This window comes from Achromobacter mucicolens (assembly GCF_902859725.1).
Classification (GTDB): domain Bacteria; phylum Pseudomonadota; class Gammaproteobacteria; order Burkholderiales; family Burkholderiaceae_B; genus Achromobacter; species Achromobacter mucicolens.
The window spans coordinates 1-18,531 of the sequence record NZ_CADIJP010000015.1 but is presented as its reverse complement, the minus strand read 5'-3'; the positions used below and the strand labels follow the sequence as shown (position 1 = coordinate 18,531).

The window sequence follows — 18,531 nt, the reverse complement described above, 5'->3', positions numbered from 1 at the left end:
TGACACCCGTTGAGACACCGCCGCACATTGACGACCATCTCGCCTGGGTGTCAGACACCTTGCCGCGCAGCGATCAGTCTGCCGTCGACTTCAGCAGCGACATGCCCAGCTGCACGCGGCGTTGCAACCACAGGCTCGGCCGGTAACGGGTGTCGCCCGTGACGCGCTGCATGCTCTTCAAGATTTCCAGGATGCGGTCGGCGCCCAGCTTGTCGCCCAGGGCCAGCGGGCCCACGGGATAGCCCAGGCCCAGCGTCACGGCCAGGTCGATGTCTTCCGGCGTGGCGATCTTTTGCTGCGCGATGTCGCAGGCGATGTTCACGATGTGCGCCACGATGCGCTGTGCGATAAAGCCCGGCGAATCCTCGATCACCGTGACGGGCACGCCGTCCGCAGCCAGCAGCGCATGCGCGGCGTCGCGCCACTTGGCTTCGGTGGCCGGCGACACCATGATCGTGCGGCGCTTGGCGCCGTCGAACGCATACAGCGTGTCCAGGCCGACGGTGCGGCCCGCGTTCAGGCCTTGCGCGGAGACGGTGGTGGACACGTCTTCACCGAAGGGCGTGACCAGAATCAGCGCATCGGCGTCGGGCGTGGATCCCGTGACCAGCGTGCCGCCCAGCTTTTCCACCAGCGCGGACGCGCGGGCGTAGCCTTCGCCATGCTTGGGGCTGACCCAGACCTTCAGGCCCTCGGGCAGCGCGGGCGCGGCCGCTTCGGCCGGCACCTGCTTCTGGCCGTCGGCGTAGACGTAGAAGCCCTCGCCGGCCTTGCGGCCGATCAGGCCACCGGCCAGGCGCACCGTCGTGATGGGCGACGGGCGGAAGCGCGGCTCGTCGAAGAACTGGCGGTAGATGGATTCCATCACCGGATGCGAGACGTCAAGCGCGGTCAGGTCCAGCAGCTCGAACGGGCCCATGCGAAAACCCGCCTGCTCGCGCATGACCGCATCGACCTGGGCAAAGGTGGCCACCGCCTCCTGCGCCACACGCAGGCCTTCGGTATTCATGCCGCGGCCAGCATGGTTGACGATGAAGCCGGGCATGTCCTTGGCGCGCACGGGGGTGTGCCCCATGCGGCGGGCCAGGTCGGCCAGGGCGTCGCCGACTTCCGGCGCGCTACGCAAGCCGTCGATGACCTCGACCACCTTCATCAGGGCGACCGGATTGAAGAAGTGATAGCCCGCCACGCGCTGCGGCCGCTTGCAGGCGGCCGCAATCGCCGTGATGGACAGCGACGAGGTGTTGGACGCCAGGATGCAGTCGTCGGACACCACGCCTTCCAGTGCCGCGAACAGATCGCGCTTGACGTCCAGGCGCTCGACGATGGCCTCGACCACGAGCTGGCAGTTCGCCATGTCGGTCAGCGCGGTGGCCGATTCGACGCGTTCGAGTGCGGCTTGCGCGTCGGCGGCGGTCAGCTTGCCCTTCTGGGCCAGCTTCTCCCAGGTCTGGCGCAAGGACTCACGCGCGGCCGCGATGGCGTCCGCGCTGGTGTCGTACAGGCGCACACGCAAGCCGGCCTGCGCCGCGATCTGCGCGATGCCGCGCCCCATGGCCCCGGCGCCCACGACGCCGATGGTTTGAATGTCCGTCATCAACTATCTCCTGCCTGTATTGGAATGGATCGTGCGCCTGGCGCGGCGCGGCATGCGCAAAAGGCGGCCAGGCCGCCTTCTCGCGCGCGTCAGGCGCGGCTCTGGGCCAGCGCCTGGATTTCTTCGGCCGACAGTCCCAGCTTTTCGGACAGGACCTGCTCGGTGTGCTCGCCCAGCATGGGCGGGGCGCGGCGGTACTCGACCGGGCTGCCCGAGAACTTCAACGGGCTGGCCGCCACGGGCACGGTGCCTGCGGCCGGATGGGGCAGCTCGCGTTTCATGTTGCGGGCCAGCACGTGCGGGTCTTCGTAGACCTGGTCCAGCGTGTTGATGGGACCGGCCGGCACGCCCACGCCCTCCAGCGCGGCGAGCCAGTGGTCGCGCTCGCCAGTAGCCATGCGCTCGGCCAGCAGCGGCACCAGTTCCTCGCGGTTTTTCACGCGCTGCGGGTTGGTGGCAAAACGCGGGTCGGCCGACAGCTCGGGCAGGCCGATGGCGCCGCAATAGTTGCGGAACTGGCTGTCGTTGCCCACCGCCACGATGAGGTGGCCGTCGCTGGCCGCGAACACCTGGTAGGGCACCAGGTTCTGGTGCGCGTTGCCGGCGCGGCGCGGCGCCACGCCGGAGGTCATGAAGTTCAGGTTCTGGTTGGCCAGCATGGCGACCTGGCAGTCCAGCAGCGCCATGTCGATGTGTTGGCCCAGGCCGCTGCGGGCCCGTTCGTGCAGCGCCGCCAGGATGCCCACGGTGGAATACATGCCGGTCATCAGGTCGGCCACGGCCACGCCTGCCTTCTGCGGACCGCCGCCAGGCAGATCGTCGCGCTCGCCGGTGATGCTCATCAGGCCGCCCATGCCCTGGATCATGAAGTCATAGCCCGGACGGCTGGCGTAGGGGCCAGTCTGGCCGAAGCCCGTGATCGAGCAGTAGATCAGGCGCGGATTCAGCTCCTTCAGGCTCTCGTAGTCCAGGCCGTATTTGGAAAGCCCGCCGACCTTGAAGTTTTCCACCAGGATGTCGCTCTGCAAGGCCAGTTCGCGCACGAGTTCGGCGCCACGCGGCGAGGCGATGTCCAGCGCCACCGACATCTTGTTGCGGTTGGCCGACAGGTAATACGCGGCCTCGGTGGTGTCGTGGCCCGCTTCGTCCTTCAGGTAAGGAGGGCCCCAGGCGCGCGTGTCGTCGCCCGAGCCGGGACGTTCGATCTTGATGACCTCTGCGCCAAGGTCAGCGAGGTTCTGGGTGCACCAGGGACCCGCCAGCACGCGGGTCAGATCCAGCACACGTATGCCGGTTAGGGGAGCGGGACGTTGCGACATCGGTAATCTTTTCGCTAGAAGGGAAATGAGAACTTCCCGCCCGCGCCGGGGCGCAAGGCGGACTGGGATTCCGTCATGCCAGAAGGCGGCCCGCCTGGGGCCGCCTTCCGATCAACATTCGTCAGACTGGATATTAGCCTCTCGAACGCGTTGGCCGGACCGCTGGCGGCGGAAAGATCAGGAATGGGCCTTGATGGTCTCGCGCGCAATGACCAGCTGCTGGATCTGCGACGTGCCTTCAAAGATGCGGAACAGGCGCACGTCGCGGTAGAAGCGCTCCACCGCGTACTCGGACATGTAGCCCGCGCCGCCGTGGATCTGGACCGCGCGATCGGCCACGCGGCCCACCATTTCCGTGGAGAAGAGCTTGCAGCAGGCGGCCTGCATGGTGGTGTTCTCGCCGCGGTCGCGCATGCGGGCGGCGTCCAGCACCATGCAGCGGGCCGCGTAGAGTTCTGCCTGGCTGTCGGCGATCATCGCCTGGATGAGCTGGAATTCGGCGATGGGCTGGCCGAACTGCTTGCGCTCGGTGGCGTACTTCACGGCGTCGCGCAGCAGGCGGTCGGCAATGCCCACGCACAACGCGGATATGTGCAGGCGCCCCTTGTCCAGCACGCGCATGGAGGTCCGGAAGCCATTGCCTTCCTCGCCGCCAAGCAAGGCGCTGGCCGGCACGCGGCAGTTGTCGAACACGACGTCGCTGGTCAGCGCGCCGGCCTGGCCCATCTTCTTGTCCGGCTTGCCGATGATGAGGCCCGGCGTGCCGGCCTCGACCAGGAAGCACGAGATGGAGTTGGCCCGGCGCTCGGGCGCCGTACGGGCCATGACCGAAAACAGGCCGGCGATGGGCGCATTGGTGATGTAGCGCTTGGTGCCGTTCAGCACGTAGAAGTCGCCGTCACGCTCGGCGGACACGCGCAGCGACATGGCGTCGGAGCCCGCATCGGGCTCGGTCAGGGCAAACGATCCGATCAGCTCGCCGCTGGCCAGCTTGGGCAGGTATCGGGCGCGCTGCTCGTCGGTGCCGGCCAGCACGATGGCCTGCGAGCCGATGCCGATGTTGGTTCCGGCCAGCGACCGGAACGCGGGCGAAGTCTGGCCCAGTTCGAACACGACGCGGACCTCTTCTTCCATCGTCAGGCCCAGTCCGTCGAAGTCCGGCGAGATGGACAGGCCGAACAGGCCCAGGTCACGCATTTCGTTGACGATGTCCGGCGGCACTTCGCCGCTGGCGGCCAGTTCGTCCTCGGCGGGAATCAGCCGTTCGTGCACGAAGCGGCGGACGGCGTCGATCAACAGGTTCAGGGTTTCGGTGTCCAGGGCCATGAGGAAAGTCTCTTAGAGCGATTGCAGGTCGGGGGTCGGTAGGGCGGCGCGTTCAGGGACGCATGCCGCCCACCAGCAGATCGAAATAGCCGTCGGCGATGGATTCGGCGCTGTCGCCCTGCCCGGGCTTGTACCAGCGCACCATCCAGTTCAGCATCGACAGCACGGCACGGCCAGTGGCCGCCACGTCCAGCGCGCGGAACGCGCCGTCGGCCACGCCTTGCGCGATCACGTCGCGCAACAGCTTTTCGTAGCTGTCTCGCAGGCGGGCGGCGTCTTCGCGTTCGGACAGCGCCATGCCCGAGTAGCCGATCAGCATGGTCACGAATTGGGCGTGGTGCTGCTCGAAATAACGGGCATGCCCCACCATGAACGCGCGCAGGCGGGCCACGCCGCCCACGGCGCCGGCCACATCGCGGCCGACGGTCTGCGTCAGGCCTTCCAGCACCTCAAGGATGATGGCGTCGTAGATGTCCTGCTTGGTGGGGTAATAGTGATAGATGGCCGCCTTGGACACGCCGATGGCGGCGGCCAGGTCGGAAATGGAGCTGCCGTCGTAGCCGCTGCGGGCAAACAGCTTGGCGGCTTCCTCCAGGATGCGTTCGCGCGGGGCGGCCAGCGTGGGCGGCCTGCCGGCGCGGGCGCGTTTCTGTACGGGTGGGGCGGTAAGCGCCATGTCGGCCTTTGACAGGGGCCGCGCGGGGCCGAAAAGGTTCTGGCGAACCTCCATTGACAGCCCTTCCGCGCATGCCGTTAAATAAAGATTAATTAATTACCGGACGGTCGGTAGGTAATTAATATACTCCAAAACCAACAACGAGACGACGCCCCATGCCCCATTCCCTCGTGACTGATTTGTATGGCCAGATGTCCCTGCCGGTCATCAGCGCCCCGATGTTCATCGTCTCCAACCCCAAGCTGGTCATCGCCCAGTGCACGAGCGGCATCGTGGGGTCGTTTCCCGCGCTGAACGCGCGGCCGCAGACGCTCTTGACCGACTGGCTCGACGAAGTCCAGGCGGGGCTGGCGTCGCACCGCGAAGCCCACCCCGGCGACCGCGTCGCGCCGTTTGCCGTCAACCAGATCATCCACCAGTCCAACGACCGGCTGGAGGCGGACCTGGCCGTATGCGCGAGCCACCGCGTGCCGCTCATCATCACCAGCCTGCGCGCCCCGGGCGACCTGGTGAAGGGCGTTCACGATTGGGGCGGCAAGGTTTTCCATGACGTCACCACCATCCGCCACGCCGAAAAGGCGCTGGAAGCGGGAGTGGACGGCCTGATCCTGGTGTGCGCGGGCGCGGGCGGCCACGCCGGCACGCTGAGCCCCTTCGCGCTGATCTCCGAGGTTCGCCGCTTTTACGACGGTCCGCTGATCCTGTCGGGCGCCATCACCTCGGGCGCGCATGTGCTCGCCGCGCAGGCCATGGGCGCGGATTTCGCCTACATGGGCACGCGCTTCATCGCCAGCGAAGAAGCCAACGCCAGCGACGGCTACAAGGCCGCCATCGTCGAGGCCAGCGCGTCGGACATCCTGTACACGCCGTTCTTCACGGGCATCCCGGGCAACTACCTGAAGGCCAGCATTGCCGCCGCCGGCCTGGACCCTGCCAACCTGCCCGCGCCCGATAGCGGCGCGTCCAATTTCGGCTCGACGCGCGTCAAGCCCTGGAAGGACATCTGGGGCGCCGGCCAGGGCGTGGGCGGCATCGCCAGCGTCGAACCGACGCGCAAGATCGTCGACACGCTGCGGCGCGAGTACGCCGAGGCGAAAGCCCGCCTGGCCGCGGCCCCGCACGCATGAGCGCCGGCCTGAAGGTCCAACGCGACGGCGCCGTCCTGACGTTGACGATCGACCGGCAGGACCGCCGCAACGCGCTCGACACCGCCACCTACGCGGCGCTGACGGAGCAGATTTCGCTGGCCAGCGCCGACGTGACGCTGTCCGCGGTCATCCTGACCGGCGCGGGCGATCACTTCACGGCGGGTAACGACTTGCGCGACTTCCAGGCCGAGCGCGGCGCGGGCGACAGCGCGGGACTGACCTTCCTGCGCGCGCTGACCACGGCCGACGTACCGGTCATCGCCGCCGTCGAGGGCTACGCCATCGGCATCGGCGTGACGCTGCTGCAACATTGCGACTTTGTCCACATCGGCGAAGGCGCCACCCTGCGCATGCCGTTCGTCGCCCTAGGCCTGTGCCCGGAAGGCGCATCCAGCCTGCTGATGCCGCGCCTGGCCGGCCGCCGGGCAGCGCAATGGCTGATGCAGGGCAAGGCCTTCACCGCCGACGACGCGGTGCAGGCCGGGCTGGCCACGTCGGCCACGCCCAAAGGCCAGGCGCTGGCCGAGGCCCAGGCCACCGCCGCGGATCTGGCGCGCCAGCCGCCCGCCGCGCTACGGCTCACCAAGGCGATGATGAAGCGGGCGGACCGGCAGGCCATCCAGGAGACGCTGGACTACGAAGCCCAGCAGTTTCGCGCGCGCCTGCAGACCGAAGAAGCGCAGGCGGCATTCGCGAAGTTCTTCAAGAAGTAGGTCAGAACGGCGAATCGGGCCGGAAATTCGGCGCCCGGCGCTCGCGCAGGGAATTGATGCCCTCGCGCACGTCCGGGCCGCCAAAGCCCATGAATTCCAGCGCCAGCGAGGTGTCGAAGGTCGGCCCCGCCATCCGCAGCCAGTTGTTCAGCGAATACTTGGTCCAGCGGATCGCCGTCTGCGACCCGGCCGCCAGCTTGTTGGCCACCTCGAACGCCTTGCCGATCAGCTCGGCCTCGTCCACGCAGAGCGACACCAGACCGATGCGCTCGGCTTCCTCGCCCGACACCGTCTCGCACAGCATCAGGTAATACTTGGCCTTGGCCATGCCGCATAGCAGCGGCCAGACAATGGCGGCGTGGTCGCCCGCCGTCACCCCCAGGCGAGTGTGACCGTCGATGATGCGGGCGTCGCGCGCCGCGATGGAGATGTCGGCCAACAGCCCGGCCACCAGACCCGCCCCCACCGCCGCGCCGTGCATGGCGGACACGATCGGCTTGCTGCAATTGATGATGTTGTAGACCAGATCGCGCGCCTCGCGCCAGACGCGGGTGCGCACGTGGAAGTCGTCGGCCATCTGCTGCACCAGCTCCAGGTCGCCGCCGCCGGAGAACCCCTTGCCTTCGCCGCGGATCACCACTACCCGCGTGTCCGGATCGGTGTCGATGTCGCGCCAGATGTCGGCCAGTTCGCGGTGCATACGGTCGTCGGCCGTGGACAACTTGCCCGGCACGCCGCCCTTGGTCCCCATGATCAATTCCAGCACGCCGCCGGGGTGGCGGCGCAGCTTCAGGGATTCGTAGGCCGAATAGTGTTCCAGCGTAATGTCGGTCATTGTCTGCTCCGGGTCGTCTCTTGGTTGTTCGCGCCCCGCCCCTGGCGGCCGCGTTTTTGCGCACTATAGTGGATACGCCCGACCCGCCATCACGATTTCCCCCCGGAGCCTCACCCCATGAACACCCCCGCCATCCCGATCGACCGCGCCGCCCTGCCTGCCCTGTTCGCCCCCCGCGCGCAGGATACGCACAAGGGCAGCTTCGGCACCGTGGGGGTGGTGGGCGGTGGCGCCGGGATGACGGGCGCAGCGCTGCTTGCCGCCCGCGCCGCCTTGAAGACCGGCGCCGGCAAGGTGCTCGTCGGTTTTGTCCAGGACGCGCTTCCCTTGCCCTGCGACCTCGTGCAACCCGAACTGATGCTGCGCGACTTCCGCTCGCTGCTGGAAGAAGACTGGGGCGTCACCGCCTGGGTCGCTGGCTGCGGAATCGGCACGAGCCAACTGGCCGCAAATGCGTTGTCGGAGTTGTTCGTCCTGCGGCGCGAGGCCCCGCTGGTGCTGGACGCCGACGGCCTGAACCTGCTGGCCCGGGGCGACATCCACCCTAATTGGGGCGCCGGCCCCGTCGTGCTGACCCCCCACCCCGCCGAAGCCGCCCGCCTGTTGGGCATCGGCACGCCCGGGATCCAGCGCGATCGCCCCGCCGCCGCCCGCCAATTGGCGCAGCGCTTCCAGGCCTGGATCGTCCTCAAGGGCGCCGGCACCGTCATATGCGCCCCCGACGGCGCCCTCCACGTCAACACCAGCGGCAACCCTGGCCTGGCCACCGCCGGAACTGGGGACGTATTGGCCGGAATGCTGGGTTCCCTGATCGCCCAAAAACTGCCGTTGGACCAGGCGGTGCAAGGCGCTGTCTGGCTGCACGGCGCCGCCGCCGACGCGCTGGTTGCCCAGGGTGTCGGCCCCATCGGCCTGACGGCCGGAGAGCTCGCGGACGCGGCCCGCGCCCTGCGTAACGGGCGCTAAGTCCATGTCCCACAAACATTTTTACAACATACTAGGGTTTTCCCTTAAAATGACATTGCTATTTGCCTAGGGTTATCCCTATAATGGTTTACCCCATGACGAAACGGACTGGAGCCAAACCATGAGCGAACTGACCCTGAACAACACTGCCCGCCTGACCGACGCGCTGGAGCGTGACCTGCTCCGCGGCGCTCTCGAAAACCAACCGAATTCTCACCCGCTGACCAGCCTGAAAAAGGCTGGCCAATCCGTAGCAGCCGCTGTTGCCGCCGTCTTTGCCTTCATCGACGAAGTGAACGAATCGATGAACAAGGCTCGCGCCGCCAGCTCGCGCTTCTCCGGATCGCAGTGGTAATAACAGCCGCGCCAGGCTGATTCGCGACAGATCTCCCGCGAATCAGCCTGGCGCGCTGACGTTGCAGCGCCCGCCGGGTAAGCCCCGGCGCCCGCCGCAACGCATTGGCGCTGATCCCTCACCGGCGCCATCGCGCCGCGGGCGGCCCCTAGGGCCCCGCGACGCCCTCTTTACCTCCCCCCTCTCGGCGTTTTCCCTAGCGCCTCGATCGCCGCTGCGCATTGACAGCGCGCGAACCCCCTACCGATAATCGGCCCCTTGCCGTCGTGCCCTGGCGACAATTTCCCCGCACGCCCCCGGCCGACGCAGTCGTCCCCAGGCACGCGAGGCCGCCCGCACGATCCGGTTCGTTCCCCATCCGGAGTTGTCACCATGAAGTTGCGCACTACCCTGGCCCTTGTGGCCGCCGCCATCCCCCTGGCAGCCGCCCAAGCCCAGACGCTGAAGATCGGCCTGTCGGCCGAACCCACCTCGGCGGACCCCCACTATCACAAGATGACGCAGAACGACGCGTTCTCCGCGCACGTCTACAACTCGCTGGTGGGCCGCAGCGCCGACATGAAGCTGATTCCCCAGCTTGCGACTTCCTGGAAGAACCTGGACGACCTGACCTGGGAATTCAAGCTGCGCGACGACGTCAAGTTCTCCAACGGCAAGCCGTTCACCTCCGAAGACGTGCTGTTCACGATCTGCCGGACGCTGAACAACGAAACCAACGTGTCGCAGTCCTACATGGACATGACCAAGCGCATCACCGACGTCCAGACGCCGGACGCGCACACCGTCATCATCAAGACGGGTGAACCGTTCCCCCTGATGCCGGCCGAACTGGCCCGCTCGCTGCCGATCATCTGGAACGGCATCGTCGAGCACGGCAAGCTCACGTACGACCCCAAGAAGGGTTGCGGCGTGACGGGCGCCTGGCCCACGGTGGTCGACTTCAACAACGGCAAGGACGCCATCGGCACCGGCCCCTACATGCTGAAGTCCTACGTCAAGGGCACCGGCATCGAGCTCGTGCGCAACGAAAACTACTGGGGCGAGAAGCCGCACTGGAAGGAAGTGAAGTTCGTGCCGGTGCCGTCGGCCGGCCCGCGCCTGACCGGCCTTCTATCCGGCGACTTCGACATGATCGAAAACCCGGCCGCGCGTGACCTGCCGCGCCTGAAGGACAATCCGAAGTTCGGCTTCGTGGCCACGCCGTCCACCCGCCTGGTGTTCTTCCAGCCGGACGTGGGCCGCAACCCGAGCCCGTTCGTCAAGAGCGCCGACGGCAAGAACCCGCTGCAGGACCTGCGCGTGCGTAAGGCCATCAACATGGCCATCGACCGCAAAACCATCACCGCCCGCATCATGGACGGCATGGCCACCCCCGCCTTCCAGTACATGCCCGACGGCATGTTCGGCGCGCTGCCCAAGGCCCCGGAAATCAAGTACGACCCGGAAGGCGCCAAGAAGCTGCTGGCCGAAGCCGGCTATCCGAACGGCTTTGAACTGACGCTGTCGTCCACCAATGACCGTTACGTCAATGACGGCCAGATTGCCCAGGCCGTGGCCCAGTACCTGTCGCGCGTCGGCATCAAGACCAACGTGGACGCGATGACCGCCTCCATCTACTTCCCCAAGCGCGCCAAGCGCGAGTTCAGCTTCTCGATGGGCGGCTGGCCGGCGGAAACGGGTGAGGCCTCGGCGCTGTTCCAGCTGTGGGTAGCCACGCTGGATTCGCCCGTCAGCCTGGGCACCAGCAACTACGGCGGCTTCTCGAATGCGGACTTCGACAAGGTCTACAAGCAGGCCATCGTGACGGTCGATCCCGCCAAGCGTGAAAAGCTGCTGCAGGAATCCACCCAGATCGCCCTGGACAACGTGCCGCTGATCCCGCTGCACTTCGAGAGCAGCATCTGGGCGTACCGCAAGGGCATTTCGTACGAAGGCCGCCGCGACCAGTACACCCTGGCCACGTCGGTCAAGCCCGACGCGAAGTGAGCAGGCAGGGCTGAGTAAAGAAGAAACGGCTGCCTCGTGCAGCCGTTTTGCCTTGGGGCGGCGCAGTTGCCGCACCCGGGCCCGCAGCCCCCCGCCTCATCCCCTATACAATCGTCTGGCTTCATCGGAACTGCCATGCCCACGTCTTTGCCCACGTCTTCGTCCGCGCCCCTGTCTCCCCTGCGTCCTTTCCTGCTGGCCTGTCCGGACCTGTCGGCCGAGCGCGTGGGCAACACCGACACGCCCGGCGTCTGGCATTTCGATTCCGGCGCGCCCGGCAAGCGCGTACTGCTGAGCGCGCTGATCCACGGCAACGAGCTCTGTGGCGCCTGGGCGCTGAAGGACCTGCTTGCCGCCGGCCTGCGCCCGCGCCGCGGCACGCTGACGCTGGCGTTCTGCAATCTGGCCGCGTTCGACCGGTTCGACGCTCGCAACTACGCCCCCGCGCGCTTCGTGGACGAAGACATGAACCGCGTCTGGAGCGACGACAAGCTTTCCGTACCGACCTCGCAGGAGCGCCGCCGCGCCGCGGCCCTGCGCCCGTGGGTGGAACAGGCCGACTGGCTGCTGGACTTTCACTCGATGAGCAATTCCGACGTGCCGCTGCAGCTGACGGGCCTGGAACAGCGCAACATCGATCTGGCCCTCGCCCTGGGCAATCCCGCCACCATCATTGCCGACGCGGGCCACGCCGCCGGCGTGCGCATGCGCGATTTCGGCCGATTCGGCGAAGCCGGCGACAACGGCACGCGGTCCCTTTTGATCGAATGCGGCTTTCACGGCGCCCCCGAGGCGCGCGGCGTGGCCGCCGATCAGATGGCGCGCTTTCTGGTGCAGGCCGGCACGGTCGACCGAGGCGACATCCCCGCCGCCTGGTTCGCCCCCGGCGCGCCGCTGCAGCGCGCGCTGCGCGTCACGCACGCCATCGCCGCCAAGAGCGCCGACTTCCGTTTCGCCGAGCCCTGGAAGGGGCTGGAAACGCTGCCCCGCGCCGGCACCGTCATCGGCTGGTCGGAAGGCGAGCCCGTCACCACGCCCTACGACAACTGCGTGCTCATCATGCCGTCCACCGCCAACCTGCGGCCCGGCGTGACCGTCGTGCGCCTGGCGCAGCCGATCACCTAGCGTGCAGGCTGGCCTGACTTGAATATCCGGGCCCTGTCCGCCAGGCCCGCCCGATAACCCCGGCTTTTCCCCAACCCCGAGCCCACCAAGGAAATCATCACGTGGCCTTGTTCATCCTACGCAGACTGATACAGAGTCTGTTCGTGCTGCTGGCCGTTTCGGTCGTGGTCTTCTTCGCGGTGTATGCCGTGGGCGACCCGATCGAGCTGCTGGTCAGCCCCGAAGCCAGCCAAGCCGCGCGCGAGGCGATGATCGCCCGCCTGGGCCTGGACCTGCCCGTGTGGCAGCAGTACACCGGGTTCCTGTGGCGCGCGCTGCATGGCGACCTGGGCACCTCCTTCGTGCACGGCATTCCCGCGATCGAACTGATCGTTCAGCGCATTCCGGCCACGTTCGAACTGGTGTTCGTCGCGATCATGCTGACCTGTGTGATCGGCATTCCGCTGGGCCTGGTCGCAGGCCTGTACCGCGACGAGTACGTGGGCCGCGGCATCATGGCCTCGTCGGTGCTGGGCTTTTCGCTGCCGAACTTCTGGCAGGGCATGATGCTGATCCTGCTGTTCGCCGTCTGGCTGGGATGGCTGCCCGCCACTGGCCGCGGCGACACGGTCGACGTGCTGGGCGTGCGCCTGTCCATCCTGACCGCCGACGGCTGGTCGCACCTGATCATGCCGGCGATCAACCTGGCGCTGGCCAACATCGCGCTGGTGCTGCGCATGACCGCCTCGGGCGTCGTCGAGGCCCGCAGCCAGGACTACGTGAAATTCGCGCGCGCCAAGGGCGTCAAGCCGGGCCGCATCGTGCGCCGCCACATCCTGCGCAACATCCTGATCCCCGTGGTCACGGTGATCGGCATGGAATTCGGCACGCTCATCGCCTACTCCACCATCACCGAAACCGTGTTCGCGTGGCCCGGCATGGGCAAGCTGCTGATCGACAGCGTCTACCAGCTCGACCGTCCCGTGGTCGTTGCCTACGTGATGCTGGTCACGCTGATCTTCGTCGTCATCAACCTGGTTGTGGACATCCTGTACGCGGCGCTCGACCCGCGCGTGCAGCTCGTGGCCCCCGCTCAATAATCCGCCATGGCTAATACTCCGAATCCTGGCCGCACCCGCACCGTCCAGCCCCTGGCCGAGACGCCGCGGCGCGCCGCCATCCTGAAAAAACTGCACGCGCGCCCGACAGTGCGCGGCTCCGTCATCGCGCTGGCCGTCCTGGTGATCCTGGTGGTCTTCGCGCCGTTCTTCGCGCCGCAGAACCCTTACGATCTTGCCAACCTGTCGCTCATGGACGGCCGGCTTGCGCCGCGCCAGGCGCTGATGGATGGCAGCATCGCCTGGCTGGGCACCGACGACCAGGGCCGCGACATGCTCAGCGCCATCCTGTATGGCCTGCGCATCAGCCTGATGGTGGGCCTGTCCGCCGTCGTGCTGGCCACCGCCATCGGCGGCGCGATCGGCCTGGTTGCCGCCTACGTGGGCGGCTGGGTCGACACCGTGCTGATGCGCATCGTCGACTTCATCCTGGGCTTTCCGACCATTCTGGTGGCGCTGGTGCTGCTGGTGGTGCTGGGCCGCGGGGTCGACAAGGTGATTCTTGCGCTGGTCCTTGTGCAATGGGGACACTACGCGCGCATCATGCGCAGCCGCGCCCTGCAGGAACGCCGCAAGGAATACGTCGAGGCGGCCGCCAACCTGGGCTTTCCGGCCTGGCGCATCATGCTGTATCACCTGTTGCCCAACTGCCTGGGGCCGGTGATGGTGTTCGCCACCATCCAGATCGCCACCGCGATCGCGCTGGAAGCGACGCTGTCGTTCCTGGGCGTAGGCGTGCCGATCACCGAACCGTCGCTGGGCCTGTTGATCTCCAACGGCTTCCAGTACCTGCTGTCGGGCGACTACTGGATCAGCCTGTTCCCGGGCATTGCGCTCCTGGTGCTGATCCTTTCCATCAACATCGTGGGCGACCGCCTGCGTGAAGCCCTGGACCCGCGTCGAGCATGAGCGACATTCTTCTTGATGTGCGCGGCCTGCGCACTGCATTCCATACCGAGGCCGGCGCGTGGCTGGCGGTCGACGGTGTCGACCTGACCGTGCGCCGTGGCGAGATCGTGGGCCTGGTGGGCGAATCCGGTTCCGGCAAGTCCGTGACGGGCTTTTCGCTGCTGGGGCTTATCGACCCGCCGGGCGAAGTCGTCGACGGCGAGGTGAAGTTCAAGGGCACGGACCTGCGCAAGCTGTCCGAAGAGCAGATGCGCCAGTTGCGCGGCAACCGCATCGCCATGATCTTCCAGGACCCGCTGATGACGCTGAACCCGGTGCTGCGCATCGGCGAGCAGATGATGGAGGCGATCCTGACGCACGAGGACGTGCCGCGTGCCCAGGCCGAGGAGCGCTGCCGCGAGGCGCTGGCCATGGTCGGCATCCCCTCGCCGGAAAAGCGCCTGAAGAGCTACCCGCACGAGTTCTCGGGCGGCATGCGCCAGCGCGTGGCGATTGCCATCGCGATGCTGAACAAACCCGACCTCATCATCTGCGACGAGCCCACCACGGCGCTGGACGTGACCATCCAGGGCCAGATCCTCTACCGCATGCAGCAGATCTGCCGCGAGCACAACACGGCGCTGATCTGGATCACCCACGATCTGGGCGTGGTGGCCGAGCTGGCCGACCGCGTGGCCGTGATGTATGCCGGCCGCATCGTCGAAAGCGGCCCGGTCGAGCAGGTGCTGGATGCGCCGCGTCACCCCTACACCCGCGGCCTGTTGGACTCGATGCCCGGCGCCACGCAACCGGGCGCGCGCCTGCATCAGATCAATGGCATGGCGCCCAGCCTTGCCGCCCGTCCGGCGGGCTGTGCGTTCCGGCCGCGCTGCACCCACGCGGTCACGCGCTGCACCGAGCAAGCCCCCTCCGTCACCACCGAAGGTTCGCGCAGCTATCGCTGTTACGTGCCGATCGCCCGCGAGGCACAGTAAGCAATGAGCCAAGCCGATACCCCCGTCATCGAGCTCAAGAACGTCCACAAGCGCTTCGAGCAGCGGCCTGACCTGGCCCAACGCATTCTCGCCCTGACCGGCCGCCCCATCGACCGCCGCACCGTGTACGCGGTCAACGGCGTGGACCTGTCCATCAAGCGCGGCGAAGTCGTGGGCCTGGTGGGCGAGTCCGGTTGCGGCAAGTCCACGCTGGGCCGCGTCGTGGCCGGCCTGCACCGCCAGACCGAAGGCGAGCTGCTGTACCAGGGCATGGACGCAAACCGTCTGCGCGGCGCCGACAAGCTGGCGTACACGCTGGGCGTGCAGATGATCTTCCAGGACCCGCAGGCGTCGCTGAACCCGCGCCAGCGGCTGCGGCAGATCCTGGGCGAATCGCTGAAGGTGCACAAGCTGGCGCCTCCCAACGAGATTCCCGGCCGCATCGACCAGGCGCTGACCGAAGTGGGCCTTGCCACGGAATACCGCGACCGCTTCCCGCATCAGATCTCGGGCGGCCAGCGCCAGCGCATCGGCATCGCCCGCGCGCTGATGGTGGCGCCCAAGTTCCTGGTCTGCGACGAGCCCGTTGCCGCCTTGGACGTGTCGATCCAGGCGCAGGTGATCAACCTGTTCATGGACCTGCGCGAGCAGCACGGTTTCACGTACCTGTTCATCAGTCACGATCTGGGCGTGGTCAAGCACATCTCGGACCGCGTCGCGATCATGTACCTGGGCAAGATCGTCGAGATCTCGACGTCGGCCGAGATCTTCGCCCGCGCCAATCACCCCTACACGCAGGCGTTGATGGCCGAAGTGCCGGACGTGGCGCGCCGCGGCCGCAAGTTCACGCCGATCAAGGGCGAGATTCCGTCGCCGCTGAACCCGCCTTCCGGCTGCACGTTCAATCCCCGTTGTCCCCACGCGATGCCGCGCTGCCGCGAAGTCGCGCCGGCCCTGAAAGAAATCTCGGCGGGCCACTGGTCGGCCTGCCACCTGAACGAAGCGAGCGCCTGATGAAACCTTCCGACATGTCCAATGTGGACCGCATCGCCATCGAAATGGGCCATGCGGGCCGCAACGCCATCCTGTACGTGGATGAGGACCGCAACTACGACCGTCCATTCAAGCTGCAGACCTACCGCCCCTACGGCTACACGCCGGACCGCCCGGTGGTGATCGTGCAGCACGGCGTGCTGCGCAACGGCGACGAATACCGCGACTTCTGGGTCGAAGCCGCCGACAAGCACAAGCTGCTGATCGTGGCGCTGACGTTCTCGAACGAGATCTGGCCGGGCGTTGAAAGCTACAACAACGGCCGCGTGTTTTCCGCGGGCGGCAATCCGCGCCACATCGATGGCTGGACGTATGCGCTGGTGGGCAACGTCATCCGGGACATGATTGCCGGCGAGATCACCGACGGGCAGAACGTCTACCTGTTTGGCCACAGCGCGGGCGGCCAATTCGTCCACCGCCTGATGAGCAGCCAGCCGCATGCGCCCTTCAAGGCGGTCACGGCGGGCAATCCCGGCTGGTACACGCTGCCGACGTTCGACTATCCCTATCCCGAGGGCATGGACGGCGTGGGTCTGACCGAGGACCACCTGGTCAAGCTGCTGGCCTACCCGATGACCATCCTGGCAGGCGACAAGGACATCGAGACCAACGACCCGAACCTGCCGTCCGAACCCGCCGCCATGCGCCAAGGCCCGCATCGCTTCGCGCGCGCGCAGAACTACTTCGAATTCGGCCGCAAGGAAGCCGAGCGCCGCGGCGTGCCGTTCGGCTGGAAGCTGCAGGTGGTGCCCGGCATCGGCCACGACGGCCGCGCGATGTCGGCCGTCTGCGCGAGCCTCTGGTTCGACGGCAAGATGCCCGACGACGCCGAACTCGCCCGCCTGGCCGGCCAGCAGGTCGCCTGAACCCTTTTCCCATCGCTGAAACCCGATATCGCCATGTCCAACACCCAGAGCACTGAACAGATCGTCGCCGGCATCCAGAGCTGGCTGCAATGCGAGTCGCCGTCGAACTTCCCCGAAGGCATTGCCGCGATGGCGCGCATCATCGCCGACTACGCGGCCGCGGCCGGCCTGACAGTGGAGCTGTCGTCGCTGGGCCCCACGACGGGGCCGCTGCTGTACGCGACCAACCGCGCCCCCGGCGACACGCGTCCGGGCATCCTGATCCTGGCGCACATGGACACAGTGCATCCGGTGGGCACGCTGCTGGAAAACCCCGTGCGCATCGACGGCGACCGTCTCTACGGCCCGGGCAGCTATGACATGAAGGCGGGCATCTACCTGGCGCTGACGGCCCTGGCCGGCGTGGCGCGCCCTGGCGCAACGCAACTGCCGGTGGACTTCCTGGTGGTTCCCGACGAAGAAACCGGCAGCCACGCCTCGCGCCCGCACATCGAGCGCTTCGCCGCGAACGCGAAGTACGCGCTGGTCTGCGAACCCGCCCGCCCCAACGGCGGCAAGTGCGTGACGGCGCGCAAGGGCACGGGCATGCTGAACCTGAACGTCAAGGGCCGTCCCGCCCACGCAGGCATGCAGCATGAGAAGGGCCGCAGCGCGATCCGCGAAATGGCCCACCAGGTGCTGGCGCTGGAAGCCATGACCGACTACGACCGCGGCATCACGGTCAGCGTGGGCACGATCGCCGGCGGCACGGTCACCAACACGGTGCCAGCCCTGTGCCGCTGCGTCGTCGACTTCCGCGTGCCCGACATGGGCGCCGCCGAAGACGTGCTGCGCCGCATGCGCGAACTGTGCGCGGTGGGCCCGGACGTTGAACTGGACATCGACGTCGAACTGAACCGGCCCCCGATGGTCAAGACGGAAGAAGCCGCTGCATTGCTGGCATTGGTGCAAGGTTTCGCGGACCGCGCGGGCTTCCTGCTTGAAGACGCGCCGATGACGGGTGGCGGCAGCGACGCCAACTTCACGTCGGCAATGGGTATTCCGACGCTGGACGGTCTCGGCGCGGATGGAGATGGGGCGCATACGCTGAACGAGTATGTGCTGGTGTCTACGTTGGAGCAGCGGTTGAAGTTTTGGGAATTGCTGCTGCGGGATTTGGCTTGAAGGTTTGTTTGTCGGGTTTTTGTTTGCGCGGTGAGTTGAGTTCTTTTGACGCCCGGCGCGGCGTGGGCCTGGGGCGGGCGGGGCTCCGATTGCGGTCCGGAGCCTTCGCTCCGGACTGCCCCGTGCTCAACCTCGTCCGCCTTCGGCTCCCTTCGGTTTCCGCCGGGCGCATCTAAACGCCCCGCCCACCCCAGGCCCACGCCACACCGGGCTCTGCGGTTGAATCTTTACGGGCGGCGGGGCGAGTCGGGTTTTTAACGTTCTTGCACGCAGTCGTTTGGAAGAGAAGCGTCTTGCGGGGCCCGCCCCCGGGCGGCTGTCGTGGTCAAGTTTTAGTGGACACTTAGGTCGGTTGTTTTCGCGGCCGGCGGGCCTCATAGGTGGCCGGAGCCAGATACCCTAACGTAGAGTGCAACCGCCGG

At 67.1% G+C, this 18,531-nt stretch carries 17 protein-coding genes; 12 read left to right on the top strand and 5 right to left on the bottom strand.

Annotated features, from left to right (window positions below; all coding sequences use genetic code 11):
* Window positions 1-73 precede the first annotated feature (73 nt).
* From HV786_RS18960 to HV786_RS18945, 4 genes are all read right to left on the bottom strand, one after another.
* Window positions 74-1,597, bottom strand: coding sequence for a 3-hydroxyacyl-CoA dehydrogenase (locus HV786_RS18960; RefSeq protein WP_128827085.1), 1,524 nt, complete (start codon window positions 1,595-1,597; stop codon window positions 74-76).
* Between the two features lie 89 nt (window positions 1,598-1,686).
* Window positions 1,687-2,916 carry a CaiB/BaiF CoA transferase family protein gene (locus tag HV786_RS18955; protein WP_056327589.1) on the bottom strand — a complete coding sequence of 410 codons (1,230 nt, stop codon included), beginning with the start codon at window positions 2,914-2,916 and terminating at the stop codon, window positions 1,687-1,689.
* A 177-nt stretch (window positions 2,917-3,093) separates the two neighbouring features.
* Window positions 3,094-4,242, bottom strand: coding sequence for an acyl-CoA dehydrogenase family protein (locus HV786_RS18950; RefSeq protein ID WP_128827086.1), 1,149 nt, complete (start codon window positions 4,240-4,242; stop codon window positions 3,094-3,096).
* A gap of 52 nt (window positions 4,243-4,294) precedes the next feature.
* A complete protein-coding gene (locus HV786_RS18945) occupies window positions 4,295-4,918 on the bottom strand; it encodes a TetR/AcrR family transcriptional regulator (RefSeq protein WP_128827087.1) in 624 nt (207 codons plus the stop codon).
* Between the two features lie 155 nt (window positions 4,919-5,073).
* Here HV786_RS18945 and HV786_RS18940 point away from each other — a divergent pair, with 155 nt between their 5' ends.
* Both HV786_RS18940 and HV786_RS18935 read left to right on the top strand, forming a co-directional pair.
* Entirely contained in the window at window positions 5,074-6,045 is a 972-nt protein-coding gene (locus HV786_RS18940) for an NAD(P)H-dependent flavin oxidoreductase (RefSeq protein WP_128827088.1), read from the top strand.
* Window positions 6,042-6,779, top strand: coding sequence for an enoyl-CoA hydratase-related protein (locus HV786_RS18935; RefSeq protein ID WP_056327592.1), 738 nt, complete (start codon window positions 6,042-6,044; stop codon window positions 6,777-6,779). The genes HV786_RS18940 and HV786_RS18935 overlap by 4 nt, the downstream gene beginning before the upstream one ends.
* A 1-nt stretch (window position 6,780) precedes the next feature.
* On the opposite strand, the gene HV786_RS18930 is transcribed toward HV786_RS18935, so the two are convergent.
* Entirely contained in the window at window positions 6,781-7,614 is an 834-nt protein-coding gene (locus tag HV786_RS18930; RefSeq protein ID WP_056327593.1) for an enoyl-CoA hydratase/isomerase family protein, read from the bottom strand.
* 117 nt (window positions 7,615-7,731) lie between these two features.
* Here HV786_RS18930 and HV786_RS18925 point away from each other — a divergent pair, with 117 nt between their 5' ends.
* From HV786_RS18925 to HV786_RS18880, 10 genes are all read left to right on the top strand, one after another.
* Window positions 7,732-8,580 carry an NAD(P)H-hydrate dehydratase gene (locus tag HV786_RS18925; RefSeq protein WP_128827089.1) on the top strand — a complete coding sequence of 283 codons (849 nt, stop codon included), beginning with the start codon at window positions 7,732-7,734 and terminating at the stop codon, window positions 8,578-8,580.
* 121 nt (window positions 8,581-8,701) lie between these two features.
* Window positions 8,702-8,935 (top strand): hypothetical protein, encoded by a 234-nt coding sequence (locus HV786_RS18920; RefSeq protein WP_008161006.1) that lies wholly within the window; start codon window positions 8,702-8,704, stop codon window positions 8,933-8,935.
* A 372-nt stretch (window positions 8,936-9,307) separates the two neighbouring features.
* Window positions 9,308-10,921 carry an ABC transporter substrate-binding protein gene (locus tag HV786_RS18915; protein WP_056327595.1) on the top strand — a complete coding sequence of 538 codons (1,614 nt, stop codon included), beginning with the start codon at window positions 9,308-9,310 and terminating at the stop codon, window positions 10,919-10,921.
* 135 nt (window positions 10,922-11,056) lie between these two features.
* On the top strand, window positions 11,057-12,046 hold the full coding sequence (locus HV786_RS18910) for a M14 family metallopeptidase (RefSeq protein WP_175211544.1): 990 nt from the start codon (window positions 11,057-11,059) through the stop codon (window positions 12,044-12,046).
* 101 nt (window positions 12,047-12,147) lie between these two features.
* Window positions 12,148-13,125 carry an ABC transporter permease gene (locus HV786_RS18905; protein WP_062839574.1) on the top strand — a complete coding sequence of 326 codons (978 nt, stop codon included), beginning with the start codon at window positions 12,148-12,150 and terminating at the stop codon, window positions 13,123-13,125.
* A 6-nt stretch (window positions 13,126-13,131) separates the two neighbouring features.
* On the top strand, window positions 13,132-14,052 hold the full coding sequence (locus tag HV786_RS18900) for an ABC transporter permease (RefSeq protein WP_063955397.1): 921 nt from the start codon (window positions 13,132-13,134) through the stop codon (window positions 14,050-14,052).
* Window positions 14,049-15,026, top strand: a complete 978-nt coding sequence (locus tag HV786_RS18895) for an ABC transporter ATP-binding protein (RefSeq protein ID WP_056327599.1) — start codon at window positions 14,049-14,051, stop codon at window positions 15,024-15,026. The genes HV786_RS18900 and HV786_RS18895 overlap by 4 nt, the downstream gene beginning before the upstream one ends.
* Before the next feature lie 3 nt (window positions 15,027-15,029).
* The gene (locus HV786_RS18890; RefSeq protein ID WP_128827092.1) at window positions 15,030-16,040 is read left to right on the top strand and encodes an ABC transporter ATP-binding protein; all 1,011 of its coding nucleotides are present in this window, start codon (window positions 15,030-15,032) and stop codon (window positions 16,038-16,040) included.
* Window positions 16,040-16,945: a hydrolase gene (locus HV786_RS18885; protein WP_056327601.1), complete on the top strand. Its 906-nt coding sequence runs from the start codon at window positions 16,040-16,042 to the stop codon at window positions 16,943-16,945. Before HV786_RS18890 ends, HV786_RS18885 begins: the two co-directional genes overlap by 1 nt.
* Window positions 16,946-16,978: 33 nt before the next feature.
* Window positions 16,979-18,109, top strand: coding sequence for a M20 family metallopeptidase (locus HV786_RS18880; protein WP_062839577.1), 1,131 nt, complete (start codon window positions 16,979-16,981; stop codon window positions 18,107-18,109).
* Window positions 18,110-18,531 lie beyond the last annotated feature (422 nt).

Bases quoted from the DNA above. Each gene is read 5' to 3' on its own strand.
- HV786_RS18900 (WP_063955397.1), top strand. From the start codon at position 13,132: ATGGCTAATACTCCGAATCCTGGCCGCACCCGCACCGTCCAGCCCCTG.
- HV786_RS18920 (WP_008161006.1), top strand. From the start codon at position 8,702: ATGAGCGAACTGACCCTGAACAACACTGCCCGCCTGACCGACGCGCTG.
- HV786_RS18895 (WP_056327599.1), top strand. From the start codon at position 14,049: ATGAGCGACATTCTTCTTGATGTGCGCGGCCTGCGCACTGCATTCCAT.
- HV786_RS18940 (WP_128827088.1), top strand. From the start codon at position 5,074: ATGCCCCATTCCCTCGTGACTGATTTGTATGGCCAGATGTCCCTGCCG.
- HV786_RS18925 (WP_128827089.1), top strand. From the start codon at position 7,732: ATGAACACCCCCGCCATCCCGATCGACCGCGCCGCCCTGCCTGCCCTG.
- HV786_RS18950 (WP_128827086.1), bottom strand. From the start codon at position 4,242: ATGGCCCTGGACACCGAAACCCTGAACCTGTTGATCGACGCCGTCCGC.
- HV786_RS18915 (WP_056327595.1), top strand. From the start codon at position 9,308: ATGAAGTTGCGCACTACCCTGGCCCTTGTGGCCGCCGCCATCCCCCTG.
- HV786_RS18885 (WP_056327601.1), top strand. From the start codon at position 16,040: ATGAAACCTTCCGACATGTCCAATGTGGACCGCATCGCCATCGAAATG.
- HV786_RS18880 (WP_062839577.1), top strand. From the start codon at position 16,979: ATGTCCAACACCCAGAGCACTGAACAGATCGTCGCCGGCATCCAGAGC.
- HV786_RS18935 (WP_056327592.1), top strand. From the start codon at position 6,042: ATGAGCGCCGGCCTGAAGGTCCAACGCGACGGCGCCGTCCTGACGTTG.
- HV786_RS18910 (WP_175211544.1), top strand. From the start codon at position 11,057: ATGCCCACGTCTTTGCCCACGTCTTCGTCCGCGCCCCTGTCTCCCCTG.
- HV786_RS18960 (WP_128827085.1), bottom strand. From the start codon at position 1,597: ATGACGGACATTCAAACCATCGGCGTCGTGGGCGCCGGGGCCATGGGG.
- HV786_RS18955 (WP_056327589.1), bottom strand. From the start codon at position 2,916: ATGTCGCAACGTCCCGCTCCCCTAACCGGCATACGTGTGCTGGATCTG.
- HV786_RS18890 (WP_128827092.1), top strand. From the start codon at position 15,030: ATGAGCCAAGCCGATACCCCCGTCATCGAGCTCAAGAACGTCCACAAG.
- HV786_RS18945 (WP_128827087.1), bottom strand. From the start codon at position 4,918: ATGGCGCTTACCGCCCCACCCGTACAGAAACGCGCCCGCGCCGGCAGG.
- HV786_RS18930 (WP_056327593.1), bottom strand. From the start codon at position 7,614: ATGACCGACATTACGCTGGAACACTATTCGGCCTACGAATCCCTGAAG.